Consider the following 16,914-nt stretch of genomic DNA (forward strand, 5'->3'; position numbering starts at 1 on the left):
CGCACAGTCGCGCCGGCAAAACGCAGGGGCGAAAAAAAGCCGGCAACATCTGCCGGCTTTCGATGCGACAACCGCGTTCAGGCGGGCATCACGCCAATGCTTTCTCCACGATCTCGCGCACATCGCGCGATTTCACCTGCGACGCGACTTTCTCCAGCGCCGCGCGCATGCCGTCGCGCAATGTCGGCGTGAAGCGGCGCCACAGTTCCAGCGAGCGGGCGAGGCGGGCGGCCACTTGCGGATTGATGGCGTCGAGCGCGATCACCTGATCGGCCCAGAACGCGTAGCCCGAGCCGTTTTCGGCATGGAACTGCGCCGGGTTCGCCGCGCAGAAGCTGAAGATCAGCGAACGCGTGCGGTTCGGGTTCTTCAGGTTGAAGGCCGGGTGCGTCATCAGCTTGCGCACGATCTCGATCACCGGACGTTGCGCGCTGCCACGCTGCGTGGCCTGCAAGGCGAACCATTTGTCGATCACGAGCGGCTCCTTTTCGAAGCGCCGGTAGAAGTCGTCCAGCGCCTGCTGCGCCTCGGCGCTGCCGCCCTTGGCCGCCGACGCATTGAGCAACGCGGAGAGCGCCGCCGAGCGGTCGGTCATGTTGTTCGCCGCATCGTATTGCGCGGACGCGAGACCCACAGCCTCGGCCGGATCGTCCAGTTCAGCGAGGTACGACAGCGCGAGGTTCTTCAGCGCGCGGTGACCGGACGCTTCGGGCGTGGCTTCGTACGCGCCCGGCGTGCGATGTTGCTCGTACACCTTGAGCCAGTCGCTCCTGAGCGCGTTGGCGAGACGCTTGCGCACGAATTGCCGCGCGGCGTGCACGGCCGCCGGATTCGATTCGGCCATCTGCTCGGCCAGATACGCTTCCGAAGGCAACATCAATGCGAGTTCGCGGAACGAAGGCGAGAGCGTTTCATCGGTCAGCACGCGCGCGAACGCGGCGACCACGGAATCGTCGAGTTGCAGCGGCACGCCCGTGGCGGCGCGCCCGGCGAGCGTGAGCAGTTCGCGCGTGGCGAGCCGTTGGCCGGCTTCCCAGCGGTTGAACGGGTCGCTGTCGTGAGCAAGCAGGAACGCCAACTGTTGCGCCGAGTAGTCGTATTCGACGATCACCGGCGCCGAGAAATTGCGCAGCAGCGAGGGCAGCGGCTCCTGCGCCACGTTGACGAACGTAAAGGTCTGTTCGGTCTGCGTGAATTCGAGCACGCGCGTGGTGGAGGCCGACGCCGTGTTTTCGCCTTGCAATTGCAGCGGCAGGTCGCGGCCGTCCTTGCCGATCAAACCGATCGCGAACGGAATCAGCAGCGGACCCTTTTGCGTTTCGCGCGCGGCCGGCGCGCCTTCGCCATAGCCTTGCGTGAGCGTCACGCTGTAACGGTGCTGTGCGGCGTCGTATTGGGTGCGCACGGACACGCGCGGCGTGCCGGCCTGGCTATACCAGCGCTCGAACTGCGTGAGATCGCGGCCGTTCGCATCGGCGAGCGCATGACGGAAATCGTCGCAGGTCACGGCCTGGCCGTCATGGCGCTTGAAGTACAGGTCCATGCCCTTGCGGAAACCGTCGCGGCCGAACAGTGTCTGATACATCCGCACGACTTCCGAACCTTTCTCGTAGACGGTCATCGTGTAGAAGTTGTTGATCTCGACGTAGCTCTCGGGGCGTACCGGATGCGACATCGGACCCGCGTCTTCGGCGAACTGCATCTGGCGCAGCACGCGCACGTCCTCGATGCGCTTGGTGGCGCGCGCGGCTTCGTCAGTCGCGCCGCCCGCCATGTCGGCCGAGAACTCCTGGTCGCGGAATACCGTCAGGCCTTCTTTCAGGCTCAGCTGGAACCAGTCGCGGCACGTCACGCGGTTGCCGGTCCAATTGTGGAAGTACTCGTGGCCGACCACGGCCTCGATGTTCGCGAAGTCGGTGTCGGTTGCCGTTTCGGGGTTCGCCAGCACGTACTTCGTGTTGAAGATGTTGAGCCCCTTGTTCTCCATCGCGCCCATGTTGAAGTCGCTCACCGCGACGATCATGAAGCGGTCCAGATCGAGTTCGAGCCCGAAGCGCTCCTCGTCCCAGCGGATCGAATGGATCAGCGAGTCCATGGCGTGGCGGGTCTTGTCGAGGTCGTGCGGCTCGACCCACACCTGCAGCAGCTTTTCCTTGCCCGAACCGCTCTTCACGCGCTCTTCCAGGGCCACCAGCTTGCCGGCGACCAGCGCGAACAGATAGCTCGGCTTTCTGAACGGATCTTCCCAGCGCGCGAAGTGGCGGCCGTCGGGCAAGTCGCCTTCTTCGAGCAGGTTGCCGTTCGACAGCAACACCGGATAATCGGCCTTGCTGGCGCGCAGCGTGACTGTGAAGGTCGCCATCACGTCCGGGCGGTCGAGGAAATAAGTGATGCGGCGAAAGCCCTCGGCCTCGCACTGCGTGAAGAAATTGCCGCCCGACACATACAGGCCCGACAGCGTGGTGTTCTCAGCCGGATTGCAGATGCTCGTGAGCGTCAGGTCGAACTGATCCGGCACGTTGTCGAGCAGCAGGCCGTGTTCGTGCGCGTGGGCGTTGGCGAACGGCTGGCCGTCGATCGCGGCGCTGACGAACTCCAGTTGTTCGCCCATCAGTTCCAGGTGGGCGGCGCGCGACGCCTCCGGATTGCGGCGCACGCGCATGGTGTTCCGGACAACCGTGCGTTCGGGAACCAGATCGAACTCCAGTGCGACGGTCTCGATCAGGAAGGCGGGCGGCGCGTAGTCGGCGCGGCGAATCACATTGGGCGTTGCGGTATCGGCCATGGCGTTCTGTAATGTTGGAACTGAAGTCGGCGAGCGCGCTTCTGGCGTGCGGGCCGGGCATGTCGAGCCATTGTACAAAGCCTCGGCGAATCGTGCGGAGCGAACTTTTTACCGAATTGCCTGGTCAGCGTATTATCGGGCGCCCGCGTGCGGGAAAGCCTGTGCGTCGACGAGGCCGGGTTTGACGGACAATACAGAGGCAATTCAGAAGCTTCACGAGGTAGACCATGACAATCGATCGATGGACCCGCCGCGCCACGCTGCTGCTAGCCGCGCTGACGGTGCTGCTTTCCGGCTGCACGACCTATGTCACCACCCAGGTCACGGCCTTCTCCGACTGGAGCAGCAACGACGCCACCCGGACCTACGCGTTCACGCGGGCGGCGGACCAGCAGAACAATCTCGAGCTCAGCACGTACGAGCGCGTTGTCGCGAACGAACTCGCCGCACATGCATTCCGCCAGGTCGACAGCGCGCAGGCGCGCTATCTGGTCGGCCTTTCGTACGGGATGCGCTCGGACATGGTGACGGTCGCGGAGCCGGTGTATTACAACCCGTGGCCAGCGCCGTACTGGGGCTATGGCCGGCCGTTCGATCCGTGGGGCCCGTGGGGCGCGTTCCCAACCACTTACGTGAACCAGAGCTATCCGATCTTCACGCACCTTCTGGGCGTACGGATTACCGAGCGGACTAGCGGCAAGGAGGTCTACAACGTGACGGCGCGCAATTCGGGCGGAGAGTCGTCGCTGGTTCGGGCCATGCCGTATCTGGCGCGTAGCGCGCTGGCCGATTTTCCGCTCGGCAACGGCGTGGTCCATACGGTGAAGATTCCGGTCGGCAAGGACGGCGGCGCACCGAACGAAATCGCTGCTACCGGCGCCGCGCCCGCTGCCACGCCGGCGCCGGCGTCCGGTGCGAAAGTCATTCAGTAAGTCGTATGCGGCTGTGACGAATCGAAGTGTGAACGCCCGTAGTGAACAGAACGGTCCGGTAGGTCATTCCTGCCGGGCCGTTCTGTTCTTTTGAGATAGAAAAAGCGCGCGTCGCGCCTCCGACACATGAACGCAGGCCTTCCCGGCTGAAATTCTTTTAAAGAAAGTAAATTGAAAGTATTGGCGGATTCGGGCGGATTGTTTTCCGTGTCCGGACCGGCGGCGAGCCATACTGCCAATGGGCAAAGGCGCTGCTCGCAAGGTGGAATAGGGTGCCAAAGGTCCGTGCGGGCGCTTTTTCAAGCGGGCGTCGCGCGATAGATACGGATACAGATGGATACGTCTTTTATGGCTGATTTATCCCACAATATTCAGTATGATTCCGGCGACCATGGGACCGGCGACAATCCTTCAGACAAATTGGCAAAAGGTTCCTAAATAATCGGGGCCACGTGCCGTTAATTCGCTGAAACCTATATAAGAAGATTGGATTGATCCCGGCTGAAGTTGCCGGTCCGCGCGGCGCGTACACGCTGTGACGGTGCCGTATTCCGTCAGGCGCTTCAGCCTCTCCTCGCTTCTACGCGCGAACACCGATATGCCCGTTCTACACTGGACCATTCCCGTCGCTCGCTGGTCTAGCTGGCCTGCTGCCGCATCTGCCGCACCCAATATCGGCTTTATCGAGCCGATCGTGCGGCGTCGTCTGAGCACTCTGTCCAGAGTGGCGCTGAAGGTTGCGCACGACTGTGTCGGCGAGGACGCGGCGCGGGTCGTGTTCGCCTCGCGCCACGGGGAATTGCGGCGCACCACGGATATCCTGCGCGCCATCAGCGCGGGCGAGCCGGTGTCGCCGACCGCCTTCAGCCTGTCGGTGCTCAATGCCATGACCGGCGTATTCGGCATAGCGCGCGGCGACCGCTCCGCGGCGAGCGCGATCTCGGCCGGCGCGGAAACGCTGGGTTATGCGCTGCTGGAAGCACATGCGCAGTACGCGACACAGCCGGATTCGCCGACGCTGCTGGTATACGCCGACGAAACCGCCGACCCGGCGTACGGCATGATCGAAGACGAAGTGCAGGGTGGCGCGATCGCGATCCTGCTCGATGGCGAAACCGCGACGGGGGAGCTGACGTGCACGGTGTCGCGCGCAGACCAGTCAGAATCGGCGTCGGCGAAGCAAACCAGCGCAAGCGCGCGAGGCGCTGCAGGCGCCGTCGCCGCGGAAACCCTCTTCGCGACCCAGAGCCAGGCGCTGCAGCACTGTCTGGAAACCGGCCTGCCCGCCGCCTGGCAAGGCGCCGGCGCCATCTGGCACTGGAGTTGGCATGACCGCGCGGCTTGATTACTCCTGGCGATTCTGCGCGACCGGCATGGCCTTCGTGGTGTTCGGCGTGTGCGGCGTATTGTTCTCGGCGGTGGTGTTTCCGCTTGCATGGGTGTGGCCGCACCGCGCCTCGCGCCAGTTCGCGGTGACGAGCGTGATCCACTGGTTTTTCCGCGCGCTGGTCGCGGTGTTGCAGCGCATCGGCGTCATGGAACTCGAAGTGTCAGGCGTGCAGGCGTTGCGCGCGGGCGGCCCGGCGATCGTGGTCGCCAACCACCCGACCTACCTCGACGTGATGGTGCTGCTGTCGCTCACGCCGCATGCCTGCTGCGTGGTGAAAAACGCGCACTGGAGCAACCCGTGTTTCTGGGGCATCGTGCGTTCGGCCGAATACGTCAGCAACGCCGATCCTGCGGAACTCGTCGAGGCCGGCGCGAAGCAGCTGGCGGCAGGCTATACCATGATCATTTTTCCGGAAGGCACGCGCAGCCCCGCGCCGAACCGGCTGCATGCGTTTTCGCGCGGTTTCGCGCACATGGCGCTGAAGGTCGGCGCGCCGATCGTCCCAGTGCTGATGGATTGCGACCCGCCCGCATTCACCAAGCAGATGCGCTGGTACGACGTGCCGGCGCGCGCGTTCAGAATGCGCGTGAACGTGCTCGAGCCGCTCGGCGTCGAGCAGCTCGCCGCCCATGACACTCCACCGGCTCTCGCTGCGCGCAGCGTGACGAGCGCCGTCGAAGCACACATCACTCAGCACTTGTTCGACTATGGATTCTTTAAAACTGGAAATTAAACAGTTCCTGATCGAAGCTCTCGATCTGGAAGACCTGAGCCCGGCCGATATCGACGACGACGCGCCGTTGTTCGAAACCGACGGCATCGGTCTCGATTCGATCGATGCGCTCGAAATCGGCATCGTGCTGCGCAAACAATACCAACTGACCATCGCGGCGAACGACGAGCGCACGCGCGAACATTTCCGCTCGATCAACACGCTGGCGGCGCTCGTGACGAGCCAGCGCGAAGCGGTGCACGCTGTGAACGAAACAACCAGAAAGGGGGAGTAAATCGTGTCCGAGGCAGAGATTCTGGAGCGCATCCGCGCCATCTTCAAAGAGAACTTCGCAATCGAGCCCGAGCGTGTCACGCCCGAAGCGCATCTGTTCGAAGACCTCGATCTCGACAGCATCGACGCCGTCGACCTCGCGATCAAACTGCAGGAAATGACCGGACGCCGCATCAAGCCGGAAGAGTTCAAATCGGTGCGCACGGTCGGCGATGTGATCGGTGCGGTCGAATCTCTGCTGGCGGCGCAAGGCTGATGCCTGCCGTGCGTTCGCGAACGCAAGCGGGGGCGGATCGGGCCGCCGATGCCTCGTCCGGCACTGAGCGCCGCCTGGGCAAAACCGTTGTGCAGGTGCTGTTGAAGCTCGCGTACCCCGCGCTGATTCTGTGCGCATGGAAATGGGACACGCCGCGCTACGTCGGCTGCATGCTGTTTGCGATTCTGTGGCTGCAGCGTTGGGCCGGCAGCGGGCCGGTCGCGACCTCGCTGCGGCGGCTCTCCACGATCGACTGGACCGTGGTCGGCTTGCTGAGCTGCGCGTCGGCGGCGATCGTGCTGACCAATAGCGAACTGCTGTTGCGCCTTTATCCGTCGCTCGTCAATCTGGGCCTCTTGATCGCGTTCGGCGCGACGCTCGTGCACGGGCCGTCGATGATCGAAAAATTCGCACGCCTCGGCAATCCCAACCTGTCGCCGGGCGCGGTGCGCCATACGCTGCGTGTAACCCAGGTGTGGTGCGGGTTCTTCGCGCTGAACGGCGTGTTTTCCGCTTATACGGCGCTGTACTGGAGCCGTGCGAGCTGGTCGCTCTATAACGGCGCGATCGCCTATGTGCTGATCGGCGTGCTGCTGGTGGCCGAGGTCATCTGGCGTTATCTGGTCGTGCTGCCGCGCGCCGCGCGTTCGGAGGCGGCATGATCGCGTTGCATGAGCTGTTGACGGTGGTCGAAGAGACTGCCGCGGTGCACGCACCGGTATGTCGCGACGGCGACGCAGTGCTCGATCGCACGGCGTTTCGCGGGCGCGTCGTTGCGTTGATCGGGCTTGTGCAAACGCAGGACGCGCAACGCTACGCCTTGTGCATCGACGATCCGTTCGATTTCGCCTGCGCCCTTTTTGCGCTGTTCGCGTGCAGCAAGGAGCCGGTGATTCCGGCCAACTCGACGCCGGGCTATCTCGCCGATCTCGCCGACGCGTATGAGGTTGTGCTGAGCGACGCAGATTTGCCGCCATTCGCGCTCGCCGCTGGAGCCAAGGCCGAAGCCAAAGTGGAGGCCACGGTCAACGTTGCCGCCAACGCCGCCAACGCCGCCAACGCCGCCAACGCCGCTGAAGCCGAAGCCAACGCCAACGCCAACGCCAACGCCAACGCCAACGCCAACACCAACACCGACACCGACCCAGCTTCACCGCAACCATCCCGCGCCACGTACCCGATCGACCCGCAAGCCCCGCTCACGCTCTACACCTCAGGCAGCAGCGGCAGTCCCAAGCCGATCCGCAAGACTCTCGCGCAATTCAACGCCGAAGTGCACACGCTAGAAAAGCAGTGGGGCGCGCTAGTCGGCGACGCGACGATGCTCGCGAGTGTTCCGCATCACCACATCTACGGTTTGCTGTTCCGCGTGCTCTGGCCGCTCGCAGCCGGCCGTGCATTCGACCGTGCGGTCAGCATCGAGCCGTTGCAATTGCAAACGCAGATCGAACGATGCGGCGCGGCGGTGATCGTCTCGACGCCCGCGCAGTTGTCGCGCTGGCCCGCGTTGCCCGGCTTCGCCGACCTTTCTCCGGCGCCGCGCGCATTCTTCTCGTCGGGCGGCCCGCTCGCGCTCGAAGCCGCGCAGGAATACGCCGCCGCCTATGGCGCCGCGCCGCTCGAGATTTACGGCAGCACGGAGACCGGCGGCATCGCGTGGCGGCGCCAGGATCAGACCGATGCCTGGCAGCCGGTGTCCGGCATCGAAGTGCGCCGCGACGAAGACGGCGCGCTGAACGTCCGCTCGCCGCATCTCGATCACGCCGGCTGGCATCGCACCGACGACAAGATCGCGTTCGACGCCGAAGGCCGTTTCCGCCTGCAAGGGCGGCTCGACCGCGTGCTCAAGCTCGACGGCAAGCGCGTGTCGCTGCCGGAACTGGAAGCACGCCTCGCGCTGCATCCGTATGTTGCGCAAGCGGCGCTCGTGCCGCTGGAAGGCGCCTCGCGCGAGCGCGTCGGCGGCGTCGTGGCGCTGACCGAAGCGGGCGGCGCAGCCCTGCGCGACGAAGGCCGCGTGGCGCTCGCGAAACGCCTGCGCCGGCATCTCGCCGAATACTTCGACGTCGTGGTGCTGCCGCGCCATTGGCGTTTTCGCGTCACGCTGCCGTTCGACGCGCGCGGCAAATTGCCGGTGACCGCCGTGGCGGCCGCGTTCGAACCGCGCAGCGAGGGCATGGAAGTGCTGGCCGAAGCGCGCAGCGGCGACATGCTGCATTACGAATTGCGCGTGCCCGCCGCGCTCGTGCATTTCGCCGGCCACTTTCCCGGCCTGCCGATTCTGCCCGGTGTCGTGCAGGTCGACTGGGCCGTGCGTCTTGCCGCCGAGCACGTGCCGGCCGTGCGCGCGGTGGCGTCGATCGATCGTCTGAAATTCATGGCGCCGGTGTCGCCAGGCGCGGTGCTCAAGCTCACGCTCGCGCACGACGCGACGCGCCGGCGCGTGCAGTTCGCGTACCGCGTGAACGGCCGTGAATGCGCGTCCGGCGTGATCGTCTACGGGGAGGCCGCGTGATGACGTTCTCCCCATGCATCGTCATTCCGATCTACAACCACAAGGACGCGATTGGCGCGACGCTCGCGCATCTGGCGGTTCATGGCCTGCCGTTTTTCGTCGTCGACGACGGCAGCGACGAGGCCACCCAGCAGATGCTCGCCACGCTGGCGCAGCAGTACGCCGGGCGGCTCACGCTGCTGCGCCTGGCGGTCAACGGCGGCAAAGGCGCGGCGGTGATGGCAGGGCTGCGCGCCGCGCGCAAGGCGGGCTACACGCACGCGTTGCAGATCGACGCCGACGGCCAGCACGACGCCACCGACGTGCCGCGTTTCATCGAAGCGGCGCGCGCCGAGCCGGGCGCGGTGATTCTCGGCCGTCCGGTCTACGACGAGAGCGTGCCGAAAGCGCGTCTCTACGGCCGTTACCTGACGCACGTGTGGGTGTGGATCGAAACGCTTTCGTTGACGATCCGCGACTCGATGTGCGGCTTTCGCCTCTATCCGCTGGCGCTCGCCTGCGATCTGATCGACCGCGTGCAGCTGCCCACGCGCATGGACTTCGACATCGAGATCCTCGTGCGCCTGTACTGGCGGCGCGCGGCGTTCCGTTCGATTCCAACGCGCGTCACTTATGCAAGCGACGGCGTCTCGCATTTCGACGTGCTGTGGGACAACGTGCGCATCAGCCGCAGTCATACGCGGCTCGTGTTCGGCATGCTGTGGCGTCTGCCGATGCTGCTCGCGCACAAGGTGATGCCGCGCCGCTCCGCAATTGCAGGCGAGCAGGGCAAAGAAAACGAACAGGACTGGTGGCGCATCGCCGAACGCGGCAGCCATCTCGGCATGTCGCTGCTCGCGCTCAGTTGCAAGCTGTTCGGTCGACGCTTCACCGCGCTCTGGCTGCATCCGATCGTCGCGTATTTTCTGTTGACGGGCCGCGCCGCGCGCGAGGCTTCCGGCAACTACTTCCGGCATCTCGGCGAGGCCGCGCCGCATGGCGATACGCCGCGTCCGGGCTGGTTGTCCGCCTACCGACATATGCTGGCGTTTGCGCAATCGGGCTTCGACAAGCTCGCGGCATGGTCAGGCCGCGTCAATAACGCCGACGTCCAATTCGAAGATCCTTCGGCATTCGAAGCATTGGTGGCGAGCGGCAAAGGCGCGCTCGTGATCGGCGCGCATCTCGGCAATCTGGAAATGACCCGCGCGCTCGCCGCGCAAGGTGCGTACGCGAACGTCACGGCGGTCGTCTATACCGAACATGCGCGCCGCTTCAATAGCGTGCTGGCCTCGGCCAATAGCGAGTTCGCGAAGCATCTGCTCGAAGTCAGCGACTTCGGGCCCGAGACCGCGATGATGATGCAGGAGCGTGTCGACGCCGGCGAACTGCTGGTGATCGTCGGCGACCGCGTGCCCGCGCACGAAGCGGGCCGCACGACGGAGGCGCAATTTCTCGGCTCGACCGCGCCGTTCGCGCAGGGTCCGTATGTGCTCGCGCATGCGCTGGGTTGCCCGGTCTACCTGTTCTTCTGTCTGAAAGAGCGCGACGGCTACCGTCTGTATTTCGAACCGTTCGCCGAGCGCATCGAGCTGCCGCGCCGCGAACGCGCGCAGCATCTCGCCGCGTGGGCGCAGCGCTATGCCGTGCGTCTCGAACACTACTGCCGCAAGGCCCCTTACCAATGGTTCAACTTCTTCGATTTCTGGGCCAGCCCCAAGCGAGGCGCGAATGGCCGAACATGATCTGATCGATGTGCCGAATGCCGGCGCAAATGTGAACGAAGCGGCGGTCGTGATCGGCGGCCGCAAGCTGACGATCGAAGAGGTCGTCGCGATTGCGCAGCACCGTGCGCCGGTCGCCTTGAGCGGCGATCCGGCGTGGCGCGCGCGCATCCAGCGCGGCGCGGATTTTCTGCGCCGGCATCTGGCCGCGGGCGCGACCGTGTATGGCGTCAATACCGGTTACGGCGACGCGTGCGTGGTCGACGTGCCGATGGAACTGGTCGAAGCCTTGCCGCTGCAACTCACGCGCTATCACGGCTGCGGCATGGGCCAGTATCTCGACGACGCGCAAACGCTCGCGGTGATCGCCGCGCGGCTCAATTCGCTCGCTTACGGTTTTTCCGGCGTGCGTCCCGTGTTGCTGGAACGTCTGGCCGATCTGGTCAACCATCGTGTGTTGCCGCGCATTCCGTCGGAAGGCTCGGTCGGCGCGAGCGGCGATCTCACGCCGCTCTCGTATGTGGCCGCCGCGCTCGCGGGCGAACGCGACGTGATGTTCGAAGGGCATCTGCGTGACGTGCGCGACGTGTGGGCCGAACTCGGTCACGCGCCGCTCACGCTCGCGCCGAAGGAAGGGCTCGCGCTGATGAACGGCACGGCGGTGATGACGGGTCTCGCCTGTCTTGCGTTCGCGCGCGCCGATCATCTGACGCGGCTCACCGCGCGCCTGACGGCGCTGTGCACGGTCGCGCTCGACGGCCGCGCCGCGCACTTCGACGCGATGCTCTTCGAAGTGAAGCCACACGCAGGCCAGGCCGAAGCCGCGGCATGGATTCGCGACGACCTGTCCGGCCGCGACGACACGCCGGGCCACCGTCTGCAGGACCGTTATTCGATTCGCTGCGCGCCGCACGTGATCGGTGTGGCGCGCGATGCGCTCTCGTGGGTGCGCCGCGATGTCGAGAACGAACTGAACAGCGCGAACGACAACCCGTTGATCGATCCGGACAACGAACGCGTGCTGCACGGCGGCAACTTCTACGGCGGCCATATCGCGTTCGCGATGGACTCGCTGAAGGTCGCGGTCGCCAATCTCGCCGATCTGATGGACCGCCAACTCGCGCTGCTGGTCGATGTGAATTTCAACAACGGCTTGCCGCGCAATCTGTCGGGCGCCGCGCCTGCGCGCGCCGCGATCAATCATGGTTTCAAGGCGGTGCAGATTTCGTCGTCCGCATGGACCGCTGAAGCCTTGAAGAACACGATGCCCGCCAGCGTCTTTTCGCGCTCCACCGAAGCGCACAATCAGGACAAGGTCAGCATGGGCACGATCGCCGCGCGCGACTGTTTGCGCGTGCTGGAACTGACCGAGCAGGTCGCCGCCGCGCATACGCTCGCGACCGTGCAAGCCGCGCGTTTGCGGTTGAAGATCGACAGCGCGACGCCGGTGCCGGCCCCGCTGCAAGCGTTTATCGACAGCGTGGCCGCGCAGTCGCCGTTCGTCGACGAAGATCGCGCGCTCGAACATGAACTGCGTGCGCTGACCGCGCGCATTGCCGCGTGCGACCTGCTGCACGACTATCGCGGAGGATCGGGCGCATGACCGGTTCCCGCAAAGTGCTGAGCGCGAGCGCGACGGTGGAAGTGCCGTTCCATGATGTCGACGCGATGAACGTGTGCTGGCACGGCCATTATCTGAAGTACTTCGAAATCGGACGTGCGGCGCTGTTGCGCGCCTTCGATTACGACTATCGGGAGATGCAGGCTTCGGGTTATTTGTGGCCGATCGTGGAAGCGCATCTCAAGTACGTGAAGCCGGCCATCTACGGTCAGCAGATCGAGGTGCGCACGCAACTGCTCGAACACGAAAACCGCCTGAAAATTGGCTACGAAATCGTCGACTGCGTGACCGGCACGCGACTGACCAAGGGTTATACGATCCAGGTCGCGGTCGATGCCGCCACCCAGGAGTTGCAGTTCGTTTCACCGCCGGTGGTGTTCGACAAGCTGGAGCGCGTATGGGGACGATGAATTTGCGCGCCGTGATTGTGGGCACCTTGAGCGCGTTAAGCGCGTTAACCGTGTTTGCCCCGACAGTCGCATGGACGGAATCTGCGTCGGCCGCCGCGTCGGCAACACAAGGCGCGCCCGGCAACCCCGCGCTCGTCTCGCAGATCGCCGCGCGCCTCGCGCAAGCCAAGGGCGTGCGCGCGCAATTCACGCAGACGCAAACGCTCGCGGCGATGAAGCAGCCGCTCGTCAGCACCGGCTCGCTGCTGTTCTTCCGCGAACGCGGCGTGATCTGGCAGATCGACACGCCGTACAAAGCCACCTACGTGATCACCGATGCCGGCGTCGCCGAAGTCAATGCCAATGGCCAGCGCGTCACGGCTCACAGCGCTCAGGGCACGCGCGGTGTCGCGCAAGTTTCGAAGATGATGCGCGCGATGCTCGGCGGCGATCTGTCTGCGCTGTACTCGCAATTCGACGTGCAGGCCGAAGGCAGCGCGGCGCAGTGGCGCATGCAACTCACGCCGAACCAGCCGCAAATCGCGCAGTCGATCAAAGGTCTGGAGATGAACGGCGGCGACTATCTGCAGCGCTTGCGCATCACGCTCGCGAACGGCGATGTCACTCAGCTGGAGTTCACGAAGAGCGCGGCCGTGACCGAACTGACCGCGGCTGAACGCGGTCTGCTCGGGGCGCCGTGATGGAGATGCTGCAACAGCGATCCGCGAAACAGGCGTGGGGCATGCGCGCCGCGTGGCTGCTGCTCGCGCTCGTTGCGGCGCTGTATTGCGGCTGGCGGTTCGCGGGACCGTCGCCGCTGCAAACCAATCTACTCGCGCTGCTGCCGGCGACCGAGGCCGACCCGGTCGCCGAAAAGGCCGTCGATACGCTGGCGAGCGCGCTCGGCGACCGCACCGTTTTTCTCGTCACCAGCAACGACGACGCGCACGCGAAAGCCGCGGCGAAGCAACTCGGCGCGTCGTTGCAAAAGAGCGGCGCGTTCGGTTCGGTGACGGCGGAATTGCCGCCGTTCGATCTGTCGCAGATCGCGGCGCTGTATATGCCATATCGCTTCGGCTTGCTGGCGCCGGCAGACCGCGCGGCGCTCGCGGGCGGCGCGAATGGTGCGGACGGTGCGGATGGTGCGGCCAGCACCGCGCTGCACGACGCGCTCGCCCAGCGCATCTACAGCCCGCTGCGCGGCGGCCTCACCACGCCGCTCGCCGACGATCCGTTCGGCTGGCTCGAACACTGGCTCGGCGGGCTACCGCTCGCGACATCGAATCTCGAACTCGAAGACAACATGCTGGTTGCGCATCGCGGCGCCGCCACCAGCGTGCTGATCGTTGCGACGCTGCCGGGCTCCGCGTACGAAACGAAAACACAGCACGCCGTGCTCGCGGCGCTCGCTCAAAGCGAAGGCGCGTTGAAGCAAGCGTTTCCCGATGTCTCGGTCGCGCGCACCGGCGCCGTGTTTTACGCGGAATCGGCACGCAGCGCATCCGAACATGAAGTGCATCTGATCGGCGTCGCGTCGCTGTGCGGCATCGCGCTTCTGATGATGTGGGTGTTCCGCTCACCGCGTCTGTTGCTGCTCGGCTTCGTATCGACCGCGCTCGGCATTGTTTGCGCGCTTTCGGTGACCATGCTGGTGTTCGGCAAGCTGCATCTGTTGACGCTCGTGTTCGGCGCCAGCCTGATCGGCGAGGCCGTCGACTATTCGATCCAGTACTTCGTGGTGTATCTCGGCGCGCAGCGCGATTGGGACGCGCGTCGCGGCGCGCGCGCCGTGCGTCCCGCGTTGAGCGTGGCGCTCGCGACGAGCCTGCTCGGCTACGCGATCCTCACGTGGGTGCCATTCCCCGCGCTCAAGCAGATCGCCTGTTTCGCGATTGCCGGCATTACGACGGCGTTCGCCTCCGTGCTGTGGCTGCTGCCCGCGCTGCTCACACGCCCGCCTAAACGCAGCCCGCAACGTGTGTTCTCGGGCGCGGCGCGGGTGCTGGCGGTGTGGCATCGCGCGATTGGCGGCAAGCGCGCGTGGTTCGTGGCGGCGCTGTTGCTGCTGTTGGCGATTCCCGGCTGGCTGCGTCTGAGCAGCGACGACGATATCCATCTGCTGATCCAGCGCGATCCCGCGCTCGTCGCGCAGGAGGACAAGGTGCGAGAGGCGGTCGGCGTGGATAACAGCGCGCAGTTTTTCGTCGTGCGCGGCGAGACGCCGGAACGCGTTTTGCAACGCGCCGAAGCGTTGGGCACGAAGCTGGATGCATTGAACGGCACCGCGAACAAGGTCGGCAGCTATCAGTCGGTTGCGCAATTCGTGCCGTCCGCGAAACAGCAGAATGAAGACCGCGCGCTGCTCGCGCAACACGTATTCAACGACCGCGCCGCGTTGCGCGCCACGCTCCTGCAAGCCGGCTTCAAAGACGAAGTCGCCGACGCCTGGCTCGCCGCCTACGCCAAACCGCAAGCGCCGCTCACGATCGACACGTGGCTCGCGGCGCCGTGGTTGCAGCCGTACAAACATCTCTGGCTCGGCGAAGTCGATGCGTCGACGAAAGCATATGCCGCCGTCGTCATTCCGCAGGGTGTGACGCCGCAAAACGAGCCTGCGTTGATCGGCATCGCGCAAGGCTTGCCCGGCGTCGTGTTCGTCGACAAGGCCGCCAGCGTGTCGAAACTGTTCGGCGCGTATCGCGTGGATAGCGGCTGGTGGCTCGGCGGCGCGCTCGCCCTTGTACTCGTCCTGCTGATGGTGCGGTACAAAATGCGCGGCGGCATCGCCGTGACTCTGCCGGTGCTGCTCGCCGTGGGCGTCACGCTCGCCGTATTCGGCTACGCGCACGTGCCGCTCAATCTGTTCAACTGGCTCGCGTTGATGCTCGTGCTCGGCGTTGGCGCAAACTATGCCGTGTTCCTGCGCGAAGGCTGCCTGCGCGCGGACGCGGATCTCGGCGCGGTGTGGACCGGCGTGCTGCTGTCGGCGGCCACCACGCTGTTGTCGTTCGGCATGCTCGGCATGAGCGCAATGCCGGCACTGAAGAGTTTCGGCGCGACGCTCGCGCTCGGCATCGCGGTATCGGTATTGCTCGCGCCGATCGGCATGCCATCGGAATCAAGGAGGGCCGCATGAAAGCGCCATCAGTTTATTTGCACGCGCTCGGTATGATCAACGCGCTCGGCGGCGACCTCGACAGCATTGTCCCGGCGCTCGCTGCCGGCCGCTCGCCGGGTATGGCGAACGCGCACACGGGGATCGGCGAAGCGTTCGTCGGCAGCGTGCTCGCGCCTCTGGAGCTGGCGCCGCCGGCCGAACTTGCCCGTTACGACTGCCGCAATAACCGCCTGCTGCTCGCCGCGCTGGCGCAGATCGCGCCCGCCGTCGATGCAGCGCGCGAGCGCTATGGCGTGTATCGCATCGGTGTGGTGCTCGGCACCAGCACGTCGGGCATCGAGGCCGCTGAGGCCGCGTTCGTGTATCAGGCCCAAGCGGGCGATCTGCCCGCGAACTTCAACTATCGGCAAATGGAAATCGGCACCGCCGCGCCGTTCGCCGCCGCCGTACTCGGCGTGCATGGTCCGGCGTTCACCATTTCGACCGCGTGCACGTCGAGCGCGAAGGCCTTCGCGTCCGCGCGCCGGCTGCTGCAATTGCAACTGTGCGACGCCGTCGTGGTGGGCGGCGTCGATTCGCTGTGCGAGTTGACGGTGCAAGGTTTCGCCTCGCTTGAATCGACCAGCAACGTGCGCAGCAATCCGATGAGCCGCAATCGTTGCGGAATCAATGTCGGCGAAGGCGCGGCCGTGTTCCTCATGAGCCGCGACGAAGCGGCGGTGCGGCTCGCGGGCGTCGGCGAATCGAGCGACGCGCATCACATCTCGTCACCGGACCCGCAAGGCTTGGGCGGCGAACTCGCGCTGCGCGCGGCGCTTGCCGATGCGGGCATCGAACCGTCTGCGATCGGCTATGTGAATCTGCACGCCACCGCGACGCGCAAGAACGACGAGATGGAAGCCGGTTTGATGTCGCGGGTGTTTCCGCAAGGCGTGGCGACGAGCGGCACCAAGCCGTTGACCGGCCACCAGCTCGGCGCGGCGGGCGCCACCGAACTCGGCTTCACGTGGCTTTCGCTGGCGCATGACAACGTGCCGCTGCCGAGGCATCTGTGGGACGGCGAGGCCGATCCCGCGCTGCCGGCGCTGGACCTGGTTGTTAGCGAGCGCTTTATGCCGCAAGGCGGCGCGCAATACGCGATGAGCAACTCGTTTGCTTTCGGCGGCAGCAATGTCAGCCTTGTCCTTGCCCGATGAGTC

14 protein-coding genes are annotated in these 16,914 nt (G+C 65.3%); 13 read left to right on the forward strand and 1 reads right to left on the reverse strand.

Going from position 1 to position 16,914, the window contains the following annotated elements; all coding sequences use genetic code 11:
- Positions 1-88 precede the first annotated feature (88 nt).
- A complete protein-coding gene (pepN, locus tag RI103_RS04440; RefSeq protein WP_310814192.1) occupies positions 89-2,785 on the reverse strand; it encodes an aminopeptidase N in 2,697 nt (898 codons plus the stop codon).
- 227 nt (positions 2,786-3,012) lie between these two features.
- On the opposite strand from pepN, the gene RI103_RS04445 reads away from it, so the two are divergent.
- The 13 genes from RI103_RS04445 (at position 3,013) to RI103_RS04505 (ending at position 16,911) form a co-directional block, all read left to right on the forward strand.
- Entirely contained in the window at positions 3,013-3,717 is a 705-nt protein-coding gene (locus RI103_RS04445) for a DUF4136 domain-containing protein (RefSeq protein WP_310814193.1), read from the forward strand.
- Positions 3,718-4,315: 598 nt separating this feature from the next.
- Positions 4,316-5,062 (forward strand): beta-ketoacyl synthase chain length factor, encoded by a 747-nt coding sequence (locus RI103_RS04450; protein ID WP_310814194.1) that lies wholly within the window; start codon positions 4,316-4,318, stop codon positions 5,060-5,062.
- Complete coding sequence (locus RI103_RS04455; RefSeq protein ID WP_310814195.1) at positions 5,046-5,840, forward strand: lysophospholipid acyltransferase family protein; 795 nt, start codon at positions 5,046-5,048, stop codon at positions 5,838-5,840. The genes RI103_RS04450 and RI103_RS04455 overlap by 17 nt, the downstream gene beginning before the upstream one ends.
- Positions 5,815-6,114 carry a phosphopantetheine-binding protein gene (locus RI103_RS04460; RefSeq protein WP_310814196.1) on the forward strand — a complete coding sequence of 100 codons (300 nt, stop codon included), beginning with the start codon at positions 5,815-5,817 and terminating at the stop codon, positions 6,112-6,114. Before RI103_RS04455 ends, RI103_RS04460 begins: the two co-directional genes overlap by 26 nt.
- Positions 6,115-6,117: 3 nt before the next feature.
- Positions 6,118-6,369: an acyl carrier protein gene (locus RI103_RS04465; RefSeq protein WP_007180827.1), complete on the forward strand. Its 252-nt coding sequence runs from the start codon at positions 6,118-6,120 to the stop codon at positions 6,367-6,369.
- Positions 6,369-7,031: a hypothetical protein gene (locus RI103_RS04470; RefSeq protein ID WP_310814197.1), complete on the forward strand. Its 663-nt coding sequence runs from the start codon at positions 6,369-6,371 to the stop codon at positions 7,029-7,031. The genes RI103_RS04465 and RI103_RS04470 overlap by 1 nt, the downstream gene beginning before the upstream one ends.
- On the forward strand, positions 7,028-8,884 hold the full coding sequence (locus tag RI103_RS04475; RefSeq protein WP_310814198.1) for an AMP-binding protein: 1,857 nt from the start codon (positions 7,028-7,030) through the stop codon (positions 8,882-8,884). The genes RI103_RS04470 and RI103_RS04475 overlap by 4 nt, the downstream gene beginning before the upstream one ends.
- The gene (locus RI103_RS04480) at positions 8,884-10,608 is read left to right on the forward strand and encodes a glycosyltransferase (protein ID WP_310814199.1); all 1,725 of its coding nucleotides are present in this window, start codon (positions 8,884-8,886) and stop codon (positions 10,606-10,608) included. The genes RI103_RS04475 and RI103_RS04480 overlap by 1 nt, the downstream gene beginning before the upstream one ends.
- Positions 10,595-12,190, forward strand: coding sequence for an aromatic amino acid ammonia-lyase (locus RI103_RS04485; protein ID WP_310814200.1), 1,596 nt, complete (start codon positions 10,595-10,597; stop codon positions 12,188-12,190). Before RI103_RS04480 ends, RI103_RS04485 begins: the two co-directional genes overlap by 14 nt.
- Positions 12,187-12,618, forward strand: a complete 432-nt coding sequence (locus tag RI103_RS04490; RefSeq protein ID WP_310814201.1) for a thioesterase family protein — start codon at positions 12,187-12,189, stop codon at positions 12,616-12,618. The genes RI103_RS04485 and RI103_RS04490 overlap by 4 nt, the downstream gene beginning before the upstream one ends.
- Entirely contained in the window at positions 12,606-13,298 is a 693-nt protein-coding gene (locus RI103_RS04495; RefSeq protein ID WP_310814202.1) for an outer membrane lipoprotein carrier protein LolA, read from the forward strand. The genes RI103_RS04490 and RI103_RS04495 overlap by 13 nt, the downstream gene beginning before the upstream one ends.
- Positions 13,298-15,733 carry an MMPL family transporter gene (locus RI103_RS04500; RefSeq protein WP_310814203.1) on the forward strand — a complete coding sequence of 812 codons (2,436 nt, stop codon included), beginning with the start codon at positions 13,298-13,300 and terminating at the stop codon, positions 15,731-15,733. Before RI103_RS04495 ends, RI103_RS04500 begins: the two co-directional genes overlap by 1 nt.
- Positions 15,730-16,911, forward strand: a complete 1,182-nt coding sequence (locus RI103_RS04505) for a beta-ketoacyl-[acyl-carrier-protein] synthase family protein (protein WP_310814204.1) — start codon at positions 15,730-15,732, stop codon at positions 16,909-16,911. Before RI103_RS04500 ends, RI103_RS04505 begins: the two co-directional genes overlap by 4 nt.
- The last annotated feature ends 3 nt before the right edge of the window (positions 16,912-16,914 follow it).

The sequence above is a fragment of the Paraburkholderia sp. FT54 genome, from assembly GCF_031585635.1.
Classification (GTDB): Bacteria; Pseudomonadota; Gammaproteobacteria; order Burkholderiales; family Burkholderiaceae; genus Paraburkholderia.

Bases quoted from the DNA above. Each gene is read 5' to 3' on its own strand.
- RI103_RS04485 (WP_310814200.1), top strand. From the start codon at position 10,595: ATGGCCGAACATGATCTGATCGATGTGCCGAATGCCGGCGCAAATGTG.
- RI103_RS04480 (WP_310814199.1), top strand. From the start codon at position 8,884: ATGACGTTCTCCCCATGCATCGTCATTCCGATCTACAACCACAAGGAC.
- RI103_RS04500 (WP_310814203.1), top strand. From the start codon at position 13,298: ATGGAGATGCTGCAACAGCGATCCGCGAAACAGGCGTGGGGCATGCGC.
- RI103_RS04470 (WP_310814197.1), top strand. From the start codon at position 6,369: ATGCCTGCCGTGCGTTCGCGAACGCAAGCGGGGGCGGATCGGGCCGCC.
- RI103_RS04450 (WP_310814194.1), top strand. From the start codon at position 4,316: ATGCCCGTTCTACACTGGACCATTCCCGTCGCTCGCTGGTCTAGCTGG.
- RI103_RS04455 (WP_310814195.1), top strand. From the start codon at position 5,046: ATGACCGCGCGGCTTGATTACTCCTGGCGATTCTGCGCGACCGGCATG.
- pepN (WP_310814192.1), bottom strand. From the start codon at position 2,785: ATGGCCGATACCGCAACGCCCAATGTGATTCGCCGCGCCGACTACGCG.
- RI103_RS04460 (WP_310814196.1), top strand. From the start codon at position 5,815: ATGGATTCTTTAAAACTGGAAATTAAACAGTTCCTGATCGAAGCTCTC.
- RI103_RS04475 (WP_310814198.1), top strand. From the start codon at position 7,028: ATGATCGCGTTGCATGAGCTGTTGACGGTGGTCGAAGAGACTGCCGCG.
- RI103_RS04490 (WP_310814201.1), top strand. From the start codon at position 12,187: ATGACCGGTTCCCGCAAAGTGCTGAGCGCGAGCGCGACGGTGGAAGTG.
- RI103_RS04445 (WP_310814193.1), top strand. From the start codon at position 3,013: ATGACAATCGATCGATGGACCCGCCGCGCCACGCTGCTGCTAGCCGCG.
- RI103_RS04495 (WP_310814202.1), top strand. From the start codon at position 12,606: ATGGGGACGATGAATTTGCGCGCCGTGATTGTGGGCACCTTGAGCGCG.
- RI103_RS04505 (WP_310814204.1), top strand. From the start codon at position 15,730: ATGAAAGCGCCATCAGTTTATTTGCACGCGCTCGGTATGATCAACGCG.